The 19,015-nt window shown below is 54.0% G+C and carries 20 protein-coding genes; 14 read left to right on the top strand and 6 right to left on the bottom strand.

Annotated elements, in window-relative coordinates; all coding sequences use genetic code 11:
- Window positions 1-53 precede the first annotated feature (53 nt).
- The 5 genes from fucU to GA0061070_RS25430 are packed head-to-tail and all read right to left on the bottom strand — an operon-like array spanning window position 54 to window position 5,226.
- On the bottom strand, window positions 54-476 hold the full coding sequence (fucU, locus tag GA0061070_RS03450) for an L-fucose mutarotase (protein ID WP_090133650.1): 423 nt from the start codon (window positions 474-476) through the stop codon (window positions 54-56).
- Between the two features lies 1 nt (window position 477).
- A complete protein-coding gene (gene fucK, locus GA0061070_RS03455) occupies window positions 478-1,896 on the bottom strand; it encodes an L-fuculokinase (RefSeq protein WP_090133652.1) in 1,419 nt (472 codons plus the stop codon).
- A gap of 57 nt (window positions 1,897-1,953) precedes the next feature.
- Entirely contained in the window at window positions 1,954-3,732 is a 1,779-nt protein-coding gene (gene fucI / locus GA0061070_RS03460) for an L-fucose isomerase (RefSeq protein WP_090133653.1), read from the bottom strand.
- A 31-nt stretch (window positions 3,733-3,763) separates the two neighbouring features.
- Window positions 3,764-5,023, bottom strand: a complete 1,260-nt coding sequence (fucP, locus tag GA0061070_RS03465) for an L-fucose:H+ symporter permease (RefSeq protein WP_244153024.1) — start codon at window positions 5,021-5,023, stop codon at window positions 3,764-3,766.
- Window positions 4,942-5,226 (bottom strand): hypothetical protein, encoded by a 285-nt coding sequence (locus GA0061070_RS25430; protein WP_244153025.1) that lies wholly within the window; start codon window positions 5,224-5,226, stop codon window positions 4,942-4,944. The genes fucP and GA0061070_RS25430 overlap by 82 nt, the downstream gene beginning before the upstream one ends.
- 379 nt (window positions 5,227-5,605) lie before the next feature.
- Between GA0061070_RS25430 and fucA the strand changes: the two genes are divergently transcribed.
- Window positions 5,606-6,253, top strand: coding sequence for an L-fuculose-phosphate aldolase (gene fucA, locus GA0061070_RS03470; RefSeq protein WP_090133658.1), 648 nt, complete (start codon window positions 5,606-5,608; stop codon window positions 6,251-6,253).
- A 47-nt stretch (window positions 6,254-6,300) separates the two neighbouring features.
- On the opposite strand, the gene GA0061070_RS03475 is transcribed toward fucA, so the two are convergent.
- Window positions 6,301-7,344 (bottom strand): aminopeptidase, encoded by a 1,044-nt coding sequence (locus GA0061070_RS03475; protein WP_090133660.1) that lies wholly within the window; start codon window positions 7,342-7,344, stop codon window positions 6,301-6,303.
- Window positions 7,345-7,577: 233 nt separating this feature from the next.
- Between GA0061070_RS03475 and cysG the strand changes: the two genes are divergently transcribed.
- The 13 genes from cysG (at window position 7,578) to rpoS (ending at window position 18,878) form a co-directional block, all read left to right on the top strand.
- Window positions 7,578-8,993, top strand: coding sequence for a siroheme synthase CysG (gene cysG / locus GA0061070_RS03480; protein ID WP_090133697.1), 1,416 nt, complete (start codon window positions 7,578-7,580; stop codon window positions 8,991-8,993).
- Between the two features lie 9 nt (window positions 8,994-9,002).
- Window positions 9,003-9,911 carry a sulfate adenylyltransferase subunit CysD gene (cysD, locus tag GA0061070_RS03485; RefSeq protein ID WP_090133662.1) on the top strand — a complete coding sequence of 303 codons (909 nt, stop codon included), beginning with the start codon at window positions 9,003-9,005 and terminating at the stop codon, window positions 9,909-9,911.
- A 9-nt stretch (window positions 9,912-9,920) separates the two neighbouring features.
- The gene (cysN, locus tag GA0061070_RS03490) at window positions 9,921-11,348 is read left to right on the top strand and encodes a sulfate adenylyltransferase subunit CysN (protein ID WP_090133664.1); all 1,428 of its coding nucleotides are present in this window, start codon (window positions 9,921-9,923) and stop codon (window positions 11,346-11,348) included.
- Window positions 11,348-11,953 carry an adenylyl-sulfate kinase gene (gene cysC, locus GA0061070_RS03495; RefSeq protein WP_090133666.1) on the top strand — a complete coding sequence of 202 codons (606 nt, stop codon included), beginning with the start codon at window positions 11,348-11,350 and terminating at the stop codon, window positions 11,951-11,953. The genes cysN and cysC overlap by 1 nt, the downstream gene beginning before the upstream one ends.
- 102 nt (window positions 11,954-12,055) lie before the next feature.
- Complete coding sequence (locus GA0061070_RS03500) at window positions 12,056-12,382, top strand: DUF3561 family protein (protein WP_090133668.1); 327 nt, start codon at window positions 12,056-12,058, stop codon at window positions 12,380-12,382.
- Between the two features lie 160 nt (window positions 12,383-12,542).
- The gene (ftsB, locus tag GA0061070_RS03505) at window positions 12,543-12,917 is read left to right on the top strand and encodes a cell division protein FtsB (protein WP_090133670.1); all 375 of its coding nucleotides are present in this window, start codon (window positions 12,543-12,545) and stop codon (window positions 12,915-12,917) included.
- A 19-nt stretch (window positions 12,918-12,936) separates the two neighbouring features.
- Window positions 12,937-13,647 (top strand): 2-C-methyl-D-erythritol 4-phosphate cytidylyltransferase, encoded by a 711-nt coding sequence (ispD, locus tag GA0061070_RS03510; protein ID WP_090133671.1) that lies wholly within the window; start codon window positions 12,937-12,939, stop codon window positions 13,645-13,647.
- Window positions 13,647-14,126, top strand: a complete 480-nt coding sequence (ispF, locus tag GA0061070_RS03515) for a 2-C-methyl-D-erythritol 2,4-cyclodiphosphate synthase (RefSeq protein ID WP_090133673.1) — start codon at window positions 13,647-13,649, stop codon at window positions 14,124-14,126. The genes ispD and ispF overlap by 1 nt, the downstream gene beginning before the upstream one ends.
- The gene (gene truD, locus GA0061070_RS03520) at window positions 14,123-15,172 is read left to right on the top strand and encodes a tRNA pseudouridine(13) synthase TruD (RefSeq protein WP_090133675.1); all 1,050 of its coding nucleotides are present in this window, start codon (window positions 14,123-14,125) and stop codon (window positions 15,170-15,172) included. The genes ispF and truD overlap by 4 nt, the downstream gene beginning before the upstream one ends.
- Window positions 15,153-15,914 carry a 5'/3'-nucleotidase SurE gene (gene surE, locus GA0061070_RS03525; RefSeq protein ID WP_090133677.1) on the top strand — a complete coding sequence of 254 codons (762 nt, stop codon included), beginning with the start codon at window positions 15,153-15,155 and terminating at the stop codon, window positions 15,912-15,914. The genes truD and surE overlap by 20 nt, the downstream gene beginning before the upstream one ends.
- A complete protein-coding gene (locus tag GA0061070_RS03530) occupies window positions 15,908-16,534 on the top strand; it encodes a protein-L-isoaspartate(D-aspartate) O-methyltransferase (RefSeq protein WP_090133678.1) in 627 nt (208 codons plus the stop codon). Before surE ends, GA0061070_RS03530 begins: the two co-directional genes overlap by 7 nt.
- Before the next feature lie 176 nt (window positions 16,535-16,710).
- Window positions 16,711-17,763: a murein hydrolase activator NlpD gene (nlpD, locus tag GA0061070_RS03535; RefSeq protein ID WP_244153023.1), complete on the top strand. Its 1,053-nt coding sequence runs from the start codon at window positions 16,711-16,713 to the stop codon at window positions 17,761-17,763.
- Between the two features lie 122 nt (window positions 17,764-17,885).
- Complete coding sequence (gene rpoS, locus GA0061070_RS03540; RefSeq protein WP_007370393.1) at window positions 17,886-18,878, top strand: RNA polymerase sigma factor RpoS; 993 nt, start codon at window positions 17,886-17,888, stop codon at window positions 18,876-18,878.
- Window positions 18,879-19,015 lie beyond the last annotated feature (137 nt).

Consider the following 19,015-nt stretch of genomic DNA (forward strand, 5'->3'; position numbering starts at 1 on the left):
TCTTCCGTCATTCGATGAAGGCCCGCATCATGTGGGCCTTCCAGGCGAAAAGATTACGGCGTTACCCCTTTTTTTAAAAGTATATTCCCGTACTTTGCGCATTCTCCTGTGATAACGATCGCAAAGGCTTTTTGCGCCCGCGCGTAAAAAGCAAAGCGATCGATATGAGTGAACGGAGGGCAGGGCGATTGCACCGAGAGCGCATCGCGATAGCGTGCTTCGACATCAGGATCGAGCGTATCGCCTTCGACGGGGCTCATCATCACTAACGGCGGTGCGTAACTATCGAGTTCGAACAGCGGAATAATGGCACGCAGTAATCTGTCTATCGGTAAACCATCGGCGCGGATCACTTGTGGACCAGTACTGTGCGCCGGGAAGTGGGCATCGGAAAAAATAATCTCATCTCCGTGTCCCATCTCCGCCAGCGCCTTTAATAGCTCAGGAGATATTAATGGCGAAATCGTTTTTAACATTTCACACTCCTTCAATGAGTTCGGTTACGGTTTCCGGCCAGAAATAGCGGTACTGATAGCGCACCTGCGCGCGGGCCTGCTCCGGGCTACTGAAAACGCCAATGCCATACCAGCCGAACATCGCTGCGCCTGCCACGGTGGTTTCCGCATCTTCCAGCACTTTGATCGGCATGTTGAGGCGGTTGGCTTTTATTTGATTCCATAAGGTGTTACGGCTTCCGCCGCCAACGAGTAACAGCTCAGTAGCCTGAAAACGACCGATTTGTTCCAGTGTTTGCAGATTACGTTGAAGCTGGTCTGTTAACCCTTCCAGCGCCGCGCGGTAGAAGTGGCCGCGCGTGGTGTTTAGCGTAACGCCTTGCCAGCCTGCGTGGCGGCTGCTCAGCAGATCGCACTGCATGGTTACGCCCTCGGCACCTGACGGAATGTTGCGCGCCTCGTCAATCAACGTTTGCCAGGGTGCCTCCCGTGTCCACAACAGTTCGCGCACCCATTCCAGTACGCCAGAAGCCAGCCACTGCATGCCGGGGTTATACCATTCTGGCTGGCTATCCAGTTCGCAGGTAGATCCAGCGTGCTGGCTTAGTAAGGTGGTATCGACCTGCGCACTGCGCGCCATCAGGATTTCCCACGTTCCAGATGAGAGCACTACATCATCCTGCTGTGCACCTGCGCCAAATAGTGCGAACTGGGTGTCATGTCCCGCCGAAATAACCGGGATGCCCGCAGGAAGCCCGAGCAGTTGTGCGCTCCCGGTTTGCAGCAGACCTATTTGCTCTCCTGCTTCGACCAAACGGGGGAACAGGCGGCGCGGTAAACCCGCAGCTTGCAGAATTTGTGGGCTGAAATCGCGCTGATGAATATCCAGCAGTTGGCTGGTGCCAGCCATAGTGATATCGGTAGTGAATTCGCCGCTTAAGCGCTGGTTGATAAGTGAAGAAAGAAACAGCCATGCATGCGCACGCTCCAGCAGTTGCGGATGGTTCTCTTTTAGCCACACCAGCTTATAGAGCGTATTAAAGGCAAATGCTCCGACCCCAGAGATGGTCTGCAACTGTTGTGGTGACATCAAACGGCTGATGTTCTCCATCACCGCTATGGTTCGCGGGCATTTCCAGCTGATGACCGGATAGAGCAGTTCGCCCTGCTCGTCAACAATCGCGCCGTCGACACCAAAGGTGGTGACCGTGATGCCGCGAATATTGCACATCGATAGCGTGGCAGAGAGTTGTCGGCAGCAAGTAGCGAAGCGTTGAAAAATGGCTGCCAGCGACCATTGATGCCAGGCGCTGTTCTGTGCAGCCATCTCGCTGGCATTTTTCGTTGTCGCGCGGGCAACAATGTTTCCCTGGCGGTCAACGGCGATGGCTCGCACGTTGGTGGCGCCGCAATCGAGGACCAGTATGACGTCTTGTTTCATGCTAACCCCTGAAAAATCAATAAAGCCCGGTAATATTTCATCTCCGGGCAACAACGTTTAACCGCGTTTGTAGAGCGGGCCGTAATTCTGGCAGGCGCGATAATCCTGGCCTTCGCTGTCCATACCATGCGCGGCCCAAGAGGAAGGCCGATAGATTTCCTCGTCCTCCACGTTGTGCATGCACACCGGAATGCGCAGCATTGCGGCAAGGGTGATAAAGTCTGCACCTACGTGGCCGATAGTCAGCACGCCGTGATTCGCGCCCCAGTTCGCCATCACCGAATAGACATCGGCAAACGGGCCTTTGCCGGTCAGGCGTGGGACAAACCAGGTGGTGGGCCAGGTGGAGTTCGTCCGTGCATTAAGTGTTTCGTGCACGACTTCCGGTAATTCAACACTCCATCCTTCAGCGATTTGCAGCACCGGACCGAGGCCTTTAATCAGGTTGATACGGCTCATGGTGAATGGTACGCCGCCTTCGGTAAGAAAGCGGGAAGAGAAACCACCGCCACGGAAATATTCATGGATCGCCGGGCACCATTCGGTGGCGGCCAGACAAGCATCAGCCTCCTGCTGGCTGATTTCCCAGTGGGGTTTCATAGTGGGTTTGCCTGCACTGTCACGCTGCTTACAGCAACCATCCAGCGCAGCCGAACCCGAGTTAATTAGGTGAATAATACCGTGTTCAGCCAACCCACGCAGTGTTTGTCCCGTCACACGCTGAACGGCCTCCGGTGACCAGTACGTCCGCACATCGGCAAACACCTGTGCGGTGCCAGTGAGTTGGTGACCGAGCAACATAGCCACGCCGTTAAGGCTGTCATTTTCTGTCGCAACCACCAGCGGCTCTCGCACACCGTTCCAGTCAAAGGAGCTATTGAGGAGCGCTTCGGCGGTATCGCCGTTCGGGTACTGATCGGTCCAGTGGCGCTGACCCTGGAAACCGGCAGCGATGGCGTTGTAACCGAGTGACTCTTCCACTCGTCCTTTTTCAGCGAGCTTCGTATTGCCCTGCATCATGTCACGAATGCACATTGCCATCAGCAGGCTCTCTTTCAGCACACTGCGGCTTTGAGATTCATTACGTTTGTACTGTTCCGCATTCTGGTCTTCACCATAGCGAAAATGTTTATCCGCCCACGCCAGCGCCATCTCTAGCTCTGTCTCGTCATAAATTTTCTGATCGATGCGACGGCGCAATTCGGTCATATCCACCGCCTGCACTTTCATACCAAGCCAGGATTCGAAAAAGTTGTGGTCAACAATGGAACCGGCAATCCCCATCGAAACACCACCCACCGAGAGGTAACTTTTCCCCTTCAGGCTGGCAACCACCAGACCCGCACGGGCAAAACGCAGTAGTTTCTCTTCAACATCGGCCGGGATAGAGGGGTCATCCGCATCCTGCACATCGTGACCGTAAATAGAAAATGCCGGGATCCCTTTCTGGCTGTGCGCCGCCAGCGCCGCAGCCAGATAAACGGCACCAGGACGTTCAGTGCCGTTGAAACCCCAGATGGCTTTCGGACGCAGCGGATCCATATCAATGGTTTCGCTGCCGTAGCACCAACACGGCGTAACCGTAATCGTGATTCCCACATTTTGCTGGCTGAATTTCTCTTCGCAGGTGGCGGCTTCTGCCATGCCGGCAATACAGGTGTCTGCAATGACACACTCAATCTTTGCGCCACTGGCATGGCGAAGCTTTTCGCGGATAAGCGCCGCAGTGGCTTTTGCCATATTCATAGTTTGCTCTTCCAGCGATTCACGTACACCCATGCGACGTCCATCAATCACCGGGCGAATACCGATTTTTGGCAGGCTGTTTTTTTTCATTACTGAGTCCCTCACGTTATGCGGAAATGGTTTAGTTCGATTGCGAACGGAAACGGGCGAAGATGAAGATGATGGCAAAGCAGACGGCCGGGACCAGTTCAGCCGTCGGGATCTGGCCTGCGGCGTCGCTGACAAAGCCCATCACCGGCGTCACAATGCCGCCGCCAATGATAGTCATGACGATAAACGACGAACCGTACTTGGTGTCCTGACCAAGGTTTTTGATCCCCAGCGAGAATATGGTCGGATATTGAATCGACATAAATGCGCTGCACAGCGTCAGGGCCAGCAGGCCAATATGTCCGCCGCAAAAAGCAGAAATCAGGCACAGGATCATCGCCAGCAGTGCATAGGTGGCCAGTACTTTCTCAGGTGCGAAGCGGCGGATAAGCCAGGTGCCGGAAAAACGGCCAATGAAGAAGCAGACCATAGTACCGGTCAGATAGTTGGCGGCAAAGCCTGGCGTCATGCCGGGGATCTCTTCAATCGCATAGCGAATCAAGTAGCTCCAGCAGGCGGTTTGCGCACCGACATAGCAGAACTGCGCCAGCACTGCCCAGCGCCAGTGGCGAATACGCAGCAGGCGGGCAAAAGAGGCCAGGAAAGAACCCTGCGCAATATCGCTGTGATCGTCACTTTGTAGCGCCGGGAAGCGGGTGAGTATGATCAACAGTGCGACCAGCAACACAATCGCTACGATAATCATGTACGGCATCTGTACCGACAGCACCAGGCTGTGTTTGTAGGTACTCAGTTGCTCTGCCGTCATGCTGTTGAGTACTTCTTGCGGCTGGTGCGGCACGTTGGACAAAATCAGGCTTTGACCAAACACGACTGCAATAATGGCGCCGAAAGAGTTGAATGTTTGCGCCAGGTTGAGCCGGAAGTGTCCACCACTTTCCGGCCCCAGAACAGTAACAAAAGGATTCGCTGCTGTTTCAAGACAACCTAAACCAGCGGCAATAATAAAAAGACCCACTAAGAACAAGGTATAATTCATCATTTCAGCGGCTGGCCAGAATAGCGCCGCGCCACAGGCATATAAGAATAACCCAGTAATTATTCCGACTTTATAACTCAATCTTTTCATTAGCAAGCCAGCGGGAATTGGAATGACAAAATAACCGAAGTAAAACGCCGACTGAATCAATCCAGCCTGAAAGTTGGATAAGGTAAAAGCCTGCTGGAATTGCGGTAATAAAATGTCATTCAAATTATTTGCCACAGCCCAAAGAAAAAAGAGTGAGCAGAGTAAAGCAAAGGGAATAATGTGGCGTTTGCTTTGTTCCACATCGACTGCGTGAAAACTTTGCGTTTGGCTTGATGTATTTCCCATATCACCCTCATTGGTTCAGAAACAAGTTCATTCAGGGACTGACTGGCCCGATCTTCCTGCATATAACTTCCAGGTAATTCGCGAATAAAGCGGGTGCAGGCAGGAATGCTTAAAATGATTTTCAAATAAATGTGCTGGCTTAATATGATGATGGTCACATTTATGCTTATAAGGTGCCGTTATGTGATTATCGTCACCTTTATTTTCTGGAAAGAGTGACCGTTTGATTAACTAAAATTTAAAACCCACAGGAAATGTGACCGAATTAATTTCCTCTCACGCAAACGGGCATCTGTTGCAGGCGCCTTAAAATGACCGTATTTAATTAAAATGTTCAAAACAGTCACTCAGATGTAGGGTAAATAAAACTTTTTGATGTTTGTTTTATTTGTTTAATTGAAATTCATCACAAAACAGGAGTCGGGAAATATGTTTTTGCCAGCACGGTCTGATGATAACAATGAACTATTCGGAAAATTCAACAGGGCGGCTATTACGTTCTGTTGAGCCATTTTGCATCACTCAGCGAGGTAAGAAATGGAACGAAACAGACTGGCCCGGCAGATTATTGAGACTTGCCTGGATATGACGCGTATTGGTCTGAACCAGGGAACCGCAGGAAACGTTAGTGCGCGTTATCAAGGAGGGATGTTGATTACCCCGACTGGCATTCCCTATGAGAAACTCACGGAATCGCACATTGTTTATATTGATGTGCAAGGGCAACACGAAACGGGCAAGTTGCCCTCAAGCGAGTGGCGTTTTCACCAGGCTGCTTACCAGACCCGCCCGGAAGCCAACGCGGTGGTGCATAATCACGCAGTACACTGTACGGCAGTGTCGATCCTCAATCGCCCTATTCCTGCTATCCACTATATGATTGCGGCAGCGGGTGGCAATTCCATTCCTTGTGCTCCTTATGCCACATTTGGTACACGTGAACTCTCCGAGCATGTCTCCGTGGCGCTGCAACACCGTAAAGCCACGCTATTGCAGCATCACGGTTTGATTGTCTGTGAAGATAATCTGGAAAAGGCGCTCTGGCTGGCTCATGAAGTGGAAGTGCTGGCGCAGCTCTATCTCAGCACGCTGGCGGTAGTTGATCCGGTACCGGTGCTGGATGACGAGGCCATTGCCATTGTGCTGGAAAAATTCAAAACCTACGGTTTACGTATAGAAGAGTGATAAGCCGCAGTAAGAAAAGGCGCCCTGATTTCAGGACGCCTGGGGGCTTACGGATTACCGGCTTTGGCCAGCTCTTTGGTTAACGGCAACATAATCCGCATCACGTCGCGGCTACGATGCGCAATACGGCCAGGCAGGGCTTGATCGAGAAACTGCTGGTTATCGATGCGCGCGTTGTGGTAGCTGACGCCATCAGGGAAACTTTTTGATTTTTCCCGCTGTTGCATGCCGTCTTTCTTACCGAGCGACCAGTTGGTTGCTTCCACCGACAGAACCGGGATCCCTGCTTTATCAAACACTTCGGCATCGTTACAGCAACTGGTACCTTTCGGGTAATCCGGGTTAAGACCGGGATTTATCAGCGCATTGATACCGTGAGCGCGGGCGATAGCCAGCGCACGATCCCGCGTTAGTTTACGCACCGATGCTGGCGTATTTTTGCCGCTATCAAAGTAGAGCTTGTCGCCGATAATCAGGTTATTAAGGTTGATCACCAGCAGGATATTTTTCTTCTCTTGCTCGCTCATCCGTGCGAGCACATTTGCCGCGCCAAGGTGACCTTCTTCATCACCGCTGGTGGCGACAAAGCGGACGCTGTACTGCGTCGGCACGGATTTCATCGCCTGCGCCAGTTCCAGCATTACGCCCAGCGCGGCTGCGTTGTCATCCATTCCCTGAAGCGTCAGACCGCCCAGATTGTTATCAACATCGGCATCGCTGTGCGGCGCATACGTATCAAGATGCGCCATAATCATGATCTGATGCGGCAGCTTGCCTTCATGAGCGGCGATCACCGTACTGCCGGTGACATTTTGCCAGTTCTGTCGGTTATCTTTAGTGGTGTAGCGGTAGCGGGTTTTGAACTTGCGAATATCGCTCTGGTATCCCATCTGCTCAAACTGCTGCTGCAAATAGTCTGCGGAGAGCATTTCAGCCGGTGTGCCGGTCATGCGTCCTGGAAAGAGGGTGGCAATGTGGCGAGCCTGCTCGTCTGCAAATTCACCGGGTTGGGACGTACTGGCATGAGCCGGAAGGATAAAGCATACGCCGAGCGCCAGGGCAGCGGTACGGAGGCGCAATGCGGAAAACATAGAGAGTCCTTTATGCAGCAATTTTTTTGACACGCTTAGTATGAAACTGTGACTGGGTTTACACAATTTCATTTGTTCTTAACCTGCCGAAAATACTCGTCTTAAGCACTTTTTGATATTTGTATTGCCACTGCGTTATTCCTTTGCGGAACTACTCATTCCAATTCGTAATTTCATTCACCCGGAACCGCCCCCTATAGTCGCACTATTGCTGGCTGTAAGTGAGTTGCTTTGTGGATTACCTGCCGTTATTTGCTGAAGTAAAAGACCGCCCGGTACTGGTGATTGGCGGCGGCGAAATTGCCGCGCGCAAAATCACCTTTTTGCGTCGCGCTGGCGCACGCGTGCAGGTTGTCGCGCAGCGGCTGGAACCGCAACTGCAACAGCTTGCCAACAGCCAGACGATTCACTGGCTGGCGACCGAATTTGACGAGGCACAACTGGATGCCGTTTTGCTGGTGATTGCGGCAACCGATGACACGGCGCTGAATCAACGCATCTTTGCGGCGGCAAATGCGCGCCACAAGCTAGTCAACGTGGTGGATAACCAGCCGCTGTGCTCCTTTATTTTCCCGTCGATTGTCGATCGCTCGCCGTTGCTGGTGGCGATCTCCTCTGGTGGAACCGCGCCGGTACTGGCGCGTCTGCTGCGGGAAAAGATTGAAGCACTGCTGCCAGGTAATCTGGGTCGCATGGCGGAAGTGGCCGGGCGCTGGCGTTCGCGGATTAACGCTTTTCGTCACACCACGGATGAGCGTCGCCGCTTTTGGGAAAGCGCTTTTCGCGGGCGTTTTGCCAGCCTGATGGCAGCCGGAGATGAACCCGCCGCCGAAAAAGCGCTCGAAGCCGAATTGGTTCAGCCAGGTTCGGGTAGCGGAGAGATTATCCTTGTGGGCGCCGGGCCGGGCGATGCGGGATTACTGACGCTGCGTGGTTTGCAGGTGATCCAGCAGGCCGACGTGGTGTTTTACGATCATCTGGTCAGCGATGAAGTGCTGGATCTGACCCGTCGCGATGCAGAGAAAATCTGCGTCGGTAAACGCGCCGGTTCCCATGCGGTGGCGCAGCATGAGACCAACCGTATGCTGTTGGATGCGGCGCGCGAAGGTAAAACGGTGGTGAGGCTGAAAGGCGGCGACCCGTTTATTTTTGGTCGTGGCGGCGAAGAGTTGCAGGCGGCTGCGGAAGCAGGCATTCCTTTTCAGGTCGTGCCAGGCGTCACGGCGGCATCCGGCGCGACGGCTTATGCCGGTATTCCCCTGACACACCGGGATTTTGCCCAGTCGGTAACATTTGTGACCGGCCACTATAAAGCCGACAGCGTATCGTTTGACTGGTCGCAACTGGCGCAAAGCCGCCAGACGCTGGCGATTTATATGGGCACCATGAAAGCGGCAGAGATTAGCGAACAACTGATTGCTCACGGGCGCGATAAAACCACGCCGGTGGCGGTGATCTCTCGCGGTACGCGCGCGGAGCAACAGGTTGCTACCGGTACACTAGAACAACTCGAGGAACTGGCGCATGCTGCGCCGATGCCCGCCCTGCTGGTGGTGGGCGAAGTGGTGCAGCTTCATCATGAGCTTGCCTGGTTCCGGCATATGACAGCAACGGACGCCTTTGATGCTTCCGTGATTAAACTGGCTTAAGGAATGGTTATGGATCAAAAACGACTCACTCACCTGCGACAACTGGAGGCGGAAAGCATCCATATCATCCGCGAAGTGGCGGCCGAATTTTCTAATCCGGTGATGATGTACTCCATCGGCAAAGACTCCAGCGTGATGCTGCATCTGGCGCGTAAAGCCTTCTATCCGGGTACGCTGCCATTCCCGCTGCTGCACGTCGATACTGGCTGGAAATTCCGTGAGATGTATGAATTCCGCGACCGTACCGCCAAAGCCTATGGCTGTGAACTGCTGGTGCACAAAAACCCGGAAGGGGTGGCGATGGGGATTAACCCGTTCGTGCACGGTAGCGCTAAACACACCGACATTATGAAAACCGAAGGGCTGAAGCAGGCGCTGAACAAATACGGTTTTGACGCTGCTTTCGGCGGCGCGCGCCGCGACGAAGAGAAATCACGCGCCAAAGAGCGCATTTACTCTTTCCGCGACCGTTTCCACCGCTGGGATCCGAAGAACCAGCGTCCGGAGCTGTGGCACAACTATAACGGCCAGATCAACAAAGGCGAAAGCATTCGCGTATTCCCGCTCTCGAACTGGACCGAGCTGGATATCTGGCAGTATATCTTCCTGGAAAATATCGACATCGTTCCACTGTACCTGGCAGCAGAACGCCCGGTGCTGGAGCGCGACGGCATGCTGATGATGATCGATGATGACCGTATCGATCTGCAAGCTGGCGAAGTGATCGAGCAGCGGATGGTTCGTTTCCGTACCCTCGGCTGCTGGCCGCTGACCGGTGCGGTGGAATCTTCCGCACAGACGCTGCCTGAGATCATCGAAGAGATGCTGGTTTCTACCACCAGTGAACGTCAGGGCCGCGTGATTGACCGCGACCAGGCCGGCTCGATGGAGCTGAAAAAACGTCAGGGATACTTCTAAGGAGCCGCCATGAATACTACTATTGCTCAACAAATTGCCAACGAAGGCGGCGTCGAAGCGTATCTGCACGCTCAGCAGCACAAAAGCCTGCTGCGTTTTCTGACCTGCGGCAGCGTCGATGACGGGAAAAGTACTCTGATCGGACGTTTGCTGCACGATACCCGCCAAATCTATGAAGATCAGCTCTCCACGCTGCATAACGACAGCAAACGCCACGGCACGCAGGGCGAAAAACTCGACCTGGCGCTACTGGTGGATGGCCTGCAAGCGGAGCGTGAGCAGGGCATTACCATTGATGTTGCCTACCGCTATTTCTCCACGGAGAAGCGCAAATTTATCATCGCCGATACGCCAGGGCACGAGCAGTACACCCGTAATATGGCAACCGGCGCGTCTACCTGTGATCTGGCGATTTTGTTGATCGATGCGCGTAAAGGCGTGCTGGATCAAACCCGTCGCCACAGTTTTATCTCCACGCTGCTGGGTATCAAACACCTGGTGGTAGCGGTGAATAAAATGGATCTGGTGGAATTTAGTGAAGAGACCTTCGAAAACATTCGCCAGGACTACCTGACTTTTGCTGAACAACTGCCGGGTAACCTGGATATCCGCTTCGTGCCGCTGTCGGCGCTGGAGGGTGATAACGTTGCCAGCCAGAGCGAAAAAATGCCGTGGTACAGTGGCCCGACGCTGCTGGAAGTGCTGGAAACCGTGCAGATCCAGCGCATAGTGGATACCCAACCGATGCGTTTCCCGGTGCAGTATGTTAACCGTCCGAACCTCGATTTCCGTGGTTTCTCCGGTACGCTGGCGTCCGGTGTGGTGAGCGTTGGTCAGCGCATCAAAGTGTTGCCGTCGGGCGTGGAATCAACCATTACCCGCATCGTCACGTTTGATGGCGATTTACAGGAAGCGGCCGCAGGCGAAGCCATTACGCTGGTGCTGAAAGATGAGATAGACATCAGCCGTGGTGACCTGATTCTTGACGCGCAGGATACCCTGCCAGCCGTGCAGCGCGCATCGCTCGACGTGGTGTGGATGGCGGAACAATCGTTGCAGCCGGGCCAGAGCTACGACATCAAAGTGGCGGGCAAAAAGACGCGCGCACGTGTCGATGCCATTCAGTATCAGGTGGATATCAACAATTTGACGCAGCGCCAGGTGGAGAGCCTGCCGCTGAACGGCATTGGCCTGGTTGATTTAACCTTTGATGAACCGCTGACGCTGGACGCGTATCAACAAAACCCGGTCACTGGCGGCATTATTTTTATCGATCGGCTGAGCAATGTGACCGTTGGCGCGGGCATGGTACGTGATGTTCATCTTGAGCAGCCGACCAGCGCTTCAGAATTCAGCGCGTTTGAACTGGAACTGAACCAGCTTATCCGTAAGCACTTCCCGCACTGGGGCGCACGCGATCTGCTGGGAGGCAAATAATGGCTCTGCATGATGAAAATGTCGTCTGGCATGCCCATCCGGTAACGCCTGAGCAGCGCGAGCAACTCCACGGTCACCGTGGGGTTGTACTATGGTTTACCGGGCTTTCCGGTTCTGGTAAATCAACGGTCGCTGGCGCGCTGGAAGAGGCGCTGCATAAGGCAGGCGTCAGTACTTATCTGCTGGATGGCGACAATGTGCGCCACGGTTTGTGTAACGATCTCGGCTTTAGCGATGACGATCGCAAAGAGAATATCCGCCGCGTCGGCGAAGTGGCCAAGCTGATGGTGGAATCCGGGCTGGTGGTGCTGACGGCATTTATTTCGCCGCACCGTGCCGAGCGCCAGATGGTGCGTGAACGCCTGGGGGAAGGGCGTTTTATTGAAGTGTTTGTCGATACGCCGCTGGCGATTTGCGAAGCGCGCGATCCGAAAGGGTTGTACAAGAAAGCGCGCGCCGGTGAACTGCGCAATTTCACCGGCATTGATTCGGTTTACGAAGCGCCCGAATCTCCGGAAGTTCACTTGCGAGGTGAACAATTGGTAACAAATTTGGTCAGCCAATTATTAGACCTCCTTCGGCAGAGCGATATTATCAGATCCTGAGACGGTACTGGCGATACGCGCCCTCTTCAGGCGAAATTACGCTTCCTGAATTTACGCGCGCGTATCTCCTGTTTACCGGTCCTACAGGCAACAGGATCCGATATGCGTAATAGTCAGAACATCACCCTCACACGGTCGCAATCACTCCCTGCGACCGCCGACGAAACCACATGGTCTTTTCCCGGAGCCGTAGTGGGGTTCGTTGCATGGCTGCTGGCACTGGCGATCCCGTTTATGATTTACGGTCCCAATACGCTATTTTTCTTTCTCTACACCTGGCCATTTTTCCTCGCGCTGATGCCTGTCTCCGTGGTGGTCGGCATTGCGTTGCATTCGCTGCTCGATGGTCGGTTGCTCTACAGCATCGTGGCGACGCTGTTGACAGTCGCCGCTATGTTTGGCGTGCTGTTTATGTGGTTGTTGGGCTAACGGCCATACTTCAAAGCGTAACCCTCATTAAGGCAATGTGTCCGGCTACGGTTCGGAAGACATTTATGATAAAGTCTGGCGCTTGCGCGGCATCACCCGACCCCGGAGTGGAGTCTGACGAAAAGTTATGGGATGATGGTGCCGTTTTTCAGGGGGCAGGATGGGTAAACTAACGCTGCTATTGCTGGCTTTGCTGGTCTGGCTACAGTACTCGCTGTGGTTCGGCAAGAATGGTCTGCATGACTACGGCCGCGTCAGCGAAGATGTGGCAACACAGCAGGCGACGAACGCCAAATTAAAATCGCGCAACGATCAGCTTTTCGCCGAAATTGACGACCTCAATGGCGGTCAGGAAGCGATTGAGGAACGCGCACGCAACGAATTATCCATGACTAAGCCGGGCGAAACGTTTTATCGTCTGGTGCCGGACTCGTCAAAGCGTACGCCGGGGTCAACGCAAAACCAGAACCAGAACCAGAACCAGAACCAGAACCAGAACCAGAACCAGAACCAAAATACACAAAATAATCGATAAACAGTCCCGGGTTTACGACATGTCAGCACTAATTCCGGACGTCTGTGCCGTGGTGCCGGCAGCCGGATTCGGCCGCCGCATGCAAACGGAATGTCCTAAGCAGTATCTCTCCATTGGCCAAAAAACCATTCTTGAGCACGCCGTAGATGCGCTGCTTGCCCACCCGCGCGTTAGCCGGGTGATTATTGCCGTCAGTCCAGGCGACGAGCGCTTTGCCCGTCTGCCGCTGGCGCAACATCCGCAAATTACCGTGGTGAACGGCGGGGCAGAACGCGCCGATTCGGTGCTGGCGGGCTTAAAGGCTGCGGGTGGCGCGCAGTGGGTGCTGGTGCATGATGCCGCGCGTCCTTGTCTGCATCAGGATGATTTAAACCGACTGTTACAGCTCAGTGAAACCAGCCGCGTCGGCGGTATTCTTGCCGCGCCGGTGCGCGACACCATGAAACGCGCGGAGCCGGGAAAAACAGCGATTGCCCATACCGTCGAGCGTAATGATTTATGGCATGCGCTGACGCCGCAATTTTTCCCGCTGCAACTGCTACACGATTGTCTGGTCCGCGCGCTGAATGAAGGCGCAACGATCACCGACGAAGCGTCGGCGCTGGAGTATTGCGGATTTCACCCGGAGTTGGTTGCCGGACGCGCGGATAATATTAAAGTGACCCGACCGGAAGATTTACGGCTGGCAGAATTCTATCTGACCTTTTCAGACCTTCAGGAGAAAGCATAATGCGTATTGGACACGGTTTTGACGTACACGCTTTTGGTGGTGAAGGCCCGATTATTATCGGCGGCGTACGCATTCCTTACGAGAAAGGGCTGCTGGCGCATTCTGATGGCGATGTGGCGCTGCACGCGCTGACCGATGCGCTGCTGGGTGCAGCGGCGCTGGGCGACATCGGCAAACTGTTCCCGGATACCGATCCGGCATTTAAAGGCGCCGATAGCCGTGCGCTGCTACGCGAGGCCTGGCGACGCGTTCAGGCGAAGGGTTATACACTGGGTAACGTTGATGTGACCATTATTGCTCAGGCGCCGAAAATGCTGCCGCACATTCCACAGATGCGCGTCTTCATTGCCGAAGATCTCGGCTGCCATATGGATGATGTCAACGTCAAAGCCACCACCACCGAGAAACTCGGTTTTACCGGGCGTGGCGAAGGTATTGCCTGTGAAGCGGTCGCGCTATTGGTGAAGGCGGTAAAATGACAGAATTCGAAAACCTGACCTGGCTGCATGGCAAACCGGCAGGCAGCGGGATCCTCAAAGCCAACCCGGAAGATTTCGTCGTTGTGGAGGATCTCGGCTTTGAGCCGGACGGCGAAGGCGAACATATTCTGGTGCGTATTTTGAAAAAGGGCTGCAATACCCGCTTTGTGGCAGATGCGCTGGCAAAATTCCTAAAAATTCATGCACGCGAAGTGAGCTTTGCCGGGCAAAAAGATAAACACGCGGTGACCGAGCAGTGGCTGTGCGCCCGTGTGCCGGGCAATTCAATGCCGGACTTCAGCGCGTTTGAGCTTGAGGGTTGTAAAGTGCTGGAGTATGCCCGCCACAAGCGCAAGCTGCGGCTGGGCGCATTGCAGGGCAACGCATTTACATTGGTACTGCGTGAAGTGAGCGATCGGGCGGATGTGGAGGCCCGTTTGCAGGCCATCAGTGAAAAAGGTGTACCGAATTATTTCGGTGCGCAGCGTTTTGGTATTGGCGGCAGCAATTTGCAGGGCGCATTACGCTGGGCGCAGAGCGATACTCCAGTACGCGATCGTAATAAACGCAGTTTCTGGCTGTCAGCGGCACGCAGCGCGTTGTTTAATCAAATCGTCAATGAACGATTGAAAAAAACAGACTTTAATCAAGTTGTTGACGGTGATGCGCTACAATTAGCAGGGCGCGGTAGTTGGTTTGTTGCCAGCGAGGAAGAGTGCGCAGAATTGCAGGCGCGCGTCGATGCGAAAGCCTTAATGATTACCGCCGCGCTGCCGGGCAGCGGCGATTGGGGGGCGCAGCGAGCAGCGCTGGCGTTTGAGCAACAGGCGGTTGCTGATGCGCCGGAGTTGCAGGCGTTGCTGGTGCGGGAAAAAGTAGAAGCTGCGCGCCGCGCAATGCTGCTCTATCCACAGAAGCTTTGCTGGAACTGGTGTGATGATGTCACCGTCGAGTTACGTTTCTGGCTCCCGGCGGGAAGTTTTGCTACCAGCGTGGTCAGGGAACTTATTAACACATCGGGTGATTATGCGAATATTGCTGAGTAACGATGACGGGATCCACGCGCCGGGAATTCAAACGCTGGCAAAAGCGCTGCGTGAGTTTGCCGATGTTCAGGTGGTCGCGCCCGATCGTAACCGCAGCGGTGCGTCTAATTCACTGACGCTCGAATCTTCGCTCCGTACTTTTACCTTTGAAAACGGTGATATCGCTGTACAGATGGGTACGCCGACCGACTGCGTTTTTCTTGGGGTGAACGCGCTGATGCATCCGCGCCCGGATGTGGTGGTTTCCGGCATTAATGCCGGGCCGAATCTCGGCGACGATGTGATCTACTCCGGTACTGTTGCAGCCGCGATGGAAGGGCGTCATCTAGGTTTTCCGGCGCTGGCCGTCTCGCTCAACGGTCATACCCATTATGAAACGGCGGCCGCCGTTACCTGCTCTCTTCTGCGCGCGCTCAGCCGCGAGCCGCTGCGTACCGGGCGGATCCTCAATGTTAACGTGCCGGATCTGCCGCTCGATCAGATCAAAGGCATTCGTGTTACTCGTTGCGGTAGCCGTCACCCGGCCGATCAGGTTATTCCGCAGCAGGATCCGCGCGGCAACACACTGTACTGGATTGGTCCGCCCGGGGAAAAATGCGATGCCGGGCCGGATACGGATTTTGCAGCCGTGGATGAAGGCTACGTCTCTGTCACGCCGTTGCATGTGGATTTAACAGCATACAGCGCGCATGATGTGGTTTCGGGCTGGCTGGATCGTGTCGGGGTGGATTCGCAATGGTGAGTAAACGCGTACAGGATCTTCTCAATCAATTACGCGCGCAGGGTATTAAAAATGAGCGGGTGCTTGAGGCGTTATCGCAAGTGCCACGCGAGAAATTTATCGATGAGGCGTTTGAACATAAAGCATGGGATAACGTCGCGTTGCCTATTGGTCAGGGGCAAACCATTTCGCAGCCGTATATGGTGGCGCGAATGACTGAACTGCTGGAGCTGACACCCGCGTCGCGGGTGCTGGAAATCGGCACTGGCTCTGGTTATCAAACGGCGATTCTGGCGCGTCTTGTACACCATGTCTGCTCCGTTGAACGTATCAAGAGCCTGCAATGGCAGGCGCGCCGTCGCCTGAAGCAGCTCGACCTACACAATGTTTCTACTCGTCACGGTGATGGCTGGCAGGGGTGGCAGGTTCGCGCTCCGTTTGACGCCATTATTGTGACCGCCGCACCGCCGGAGATCCCCGCAGCATTGATGTCGCAGCTGGATGATGGCGGTCTTCTTGTCTTACCTGTAGGCGACGAAACGCAACAGTTGAAGCGTGTTCGTCGGCGCGGAAGCGAATTTATTATTGATACTGTGGAGGCGGTGCGCTTTGTTCCGCTGATAAGAGGCGAACTGGCCTGAGTTACAGAGTTTTCCCTGAGATTTTCTGGCCGTAACAGCGTATGGTAGAGACATTTGCCGCAAGGCGTCGCGGCTATCTTTAAGTCATTGGTTATCTATATATTGTTGGGGGATAAATGAGCGCGGGAAGCCCGAAATTCACCGTAAGCCGTATTGCGGCATTGTCACTGGTTTCGTTGTGGCTGGCAGGGTGTTCAAATTCCACTAATGCTCCGGCCCCGGTCAGTTCTGTTGGCGGTAATGCCAGTTCAAATTCCAGCTCCGGAATGTTGATCACGCCTCCGCCAAAACTTGGTACCTCATCGCAGCAGCAAATTCAGCCTGTGCATCGCCCGAACGTACAGCCAACGCAGATCCAGCCGGTGGTACAGACGCCTGTTGAGACCGTTAATGGGCGCATCGTTTATAACCGTAAGTACGGCAATATTCCCAAAGGCAGCTATACCGGCGGTAGTACCTACACGGTGAAACGTGGCGATACATTATTTTATATCGCATGGATTACCGGGAACGATTTCCGTGATCTGGCGCAACGTAATAATGTCGCTGCGCCTTATAACCTTGAAGTCGGGCAAACGTTGCAGGTGGGTAATGCATCCGGTACGCCAATTACGGGTGGAAATGCCATTACGCAGGCTGATGCGTCAGCACAAGGAATAGTCTCAAAACCTGCACAAAATTCCAGCGTAGTGGTTGCTTCGAAACCGACAATTACGTATTCTGAAGATTCAGGTGAAGAAAGTGCTAACAAAATGTTGCCGAACAACAAGCCTGCGACAACCATCACAGCGCCTGTTACGGCACCTTCTGTAAGCTCAACCGAACCGACTGCCAGCAGTACATCAACCAGCTCGCCGATTGCTTCATGGCGCTGGCCGACTGAGGGCAAAGTTATCGACAACTTCTCTGCTACCGAAGGTGGCAATAAAGGCGTCGATATCTCCGGTAGCAAAGGACAGGCTATTGTCGCGACCGCAGATGGGCGCGTTGTATATGCCGGTAACGCGCTGCGCGGTTACGGTAATCTGATCATCATAAAACATAACGATGATTACCTGAGTGCCTACGCCCATAACGACACAATGCTGGTCCGGGAACAACAAGAAGTTAAGGCGGGGCAAAAAATAGCTACCATGGGTAGTACCGGAACCAGTTCTACACGCTTGCATTTTGAAATTCGTTACAAGGGGAAATCCGTTAACCCGCTGCGCTATTTGCCGCAGCGATAAATCGGTGCAAGGTTATTGAAGACCCCCATCGAGCCGTTGCAGTGCGCGCAGATGCCGCTGCAACGTGCACAATGAGGTGTTTTCAGGAGCTTTGCCCAGGGATCACGGGTAGGAGCCACCTTATGAATCAGAATACGCTGAAAGTTCATGATTTAAATGAAGACGCGGAATTTGATGAAAATGGAGCAGAGGTTTTTGACGAAAAAGCCTTAGTAGAAGAGGAACCCAGTGATAACGACCTGGCTGAAGAGGAGCTGTTATCGCAGGGTGCCACCCAGCGTGTATTAGATGCTACTCAGCTGTACCTTGGGGAAATTGGGTATTCTCCACTATTAACGGCCGAAGAAGAGGTCTATTTTGCACGCCGCGCACTTCGCGGTGACGTCGCTTCCCGCCGTCGCATGATCGAGAGTAACCTGCGTCTGGTGGTTAAGATTGCCCGTCGTTACAGTAATCGTGGTCTGGCGTTGCTGGATCTGATTGAAGAGGGGAATCTGGGGCTGATCCGTGCCGTTGAGAAATTTGACCCTGAACGTGGGTTTCGTTTTTCAACGTATGCGACCTGGTGGATTCGTCAGACTATTGAACGGGCGATTATGAACCAAACCCGCACCATTCGTCTGCCAATTCACATTGTTAAAGAGCTGAACGTCTATCTGCGTACCGCGCGTGAGTTGTCCCATAAGCTGGACCATGAACCGAGTGCGGAAGAGATAGCTGAACGGCTGGACAAACCGGTTGATGACGTAAGCCGTATGCTGCGTCTCAACGAGCGCATTACCTCAGTCGATACGCCGTTAGGCGGAGATTCTGAAAAAGCGCTGCTGGATATTCTGGCCGATGAGAAAGACAACGGTCCGGAAGACACCACGCAAGACGATGATATGAAACAAAGCATTGTCAAATGGCTGTTCGAACTGAACGCCAAACAGCGTGAAGTGCTGGCGCGTCGTTTCGGTCTGCTGGGTTATGAAGCTGCGACACTGGAAGATGTGGGCCGTGAAATTGGTCTCACCCGCGAACGTGTTCGTCAGATTCAGGTTGAAGGTCTGCGTCGTTTGCGGGAAATCCTGCAAACGCAAGGGCTGAATATCGAAGCGCTGTTCCGCGAATAAAGATGCTTTCAAGCCAAAAAGGCCGCTCGTTTACGACGCGGCCTTTTTCTTTGTGCGCCCAGCATGGGCGCACTCCTGTGGGTGAAAGTCCCGCCTTAAGCTGGTCATAGCGAAAGAAGTGAAGCGCAACTGCATGA

Source organism: Kosakonia oryziphila (assembly GCF_900094795.1).
GTDB classification, from domain to species: Bacteria; Pseudomonadota; Gammaproteobacteria; order Enterobacterales; family Enterobacteriaceae; genus Kosakonia; species Kosakonia oryziphila.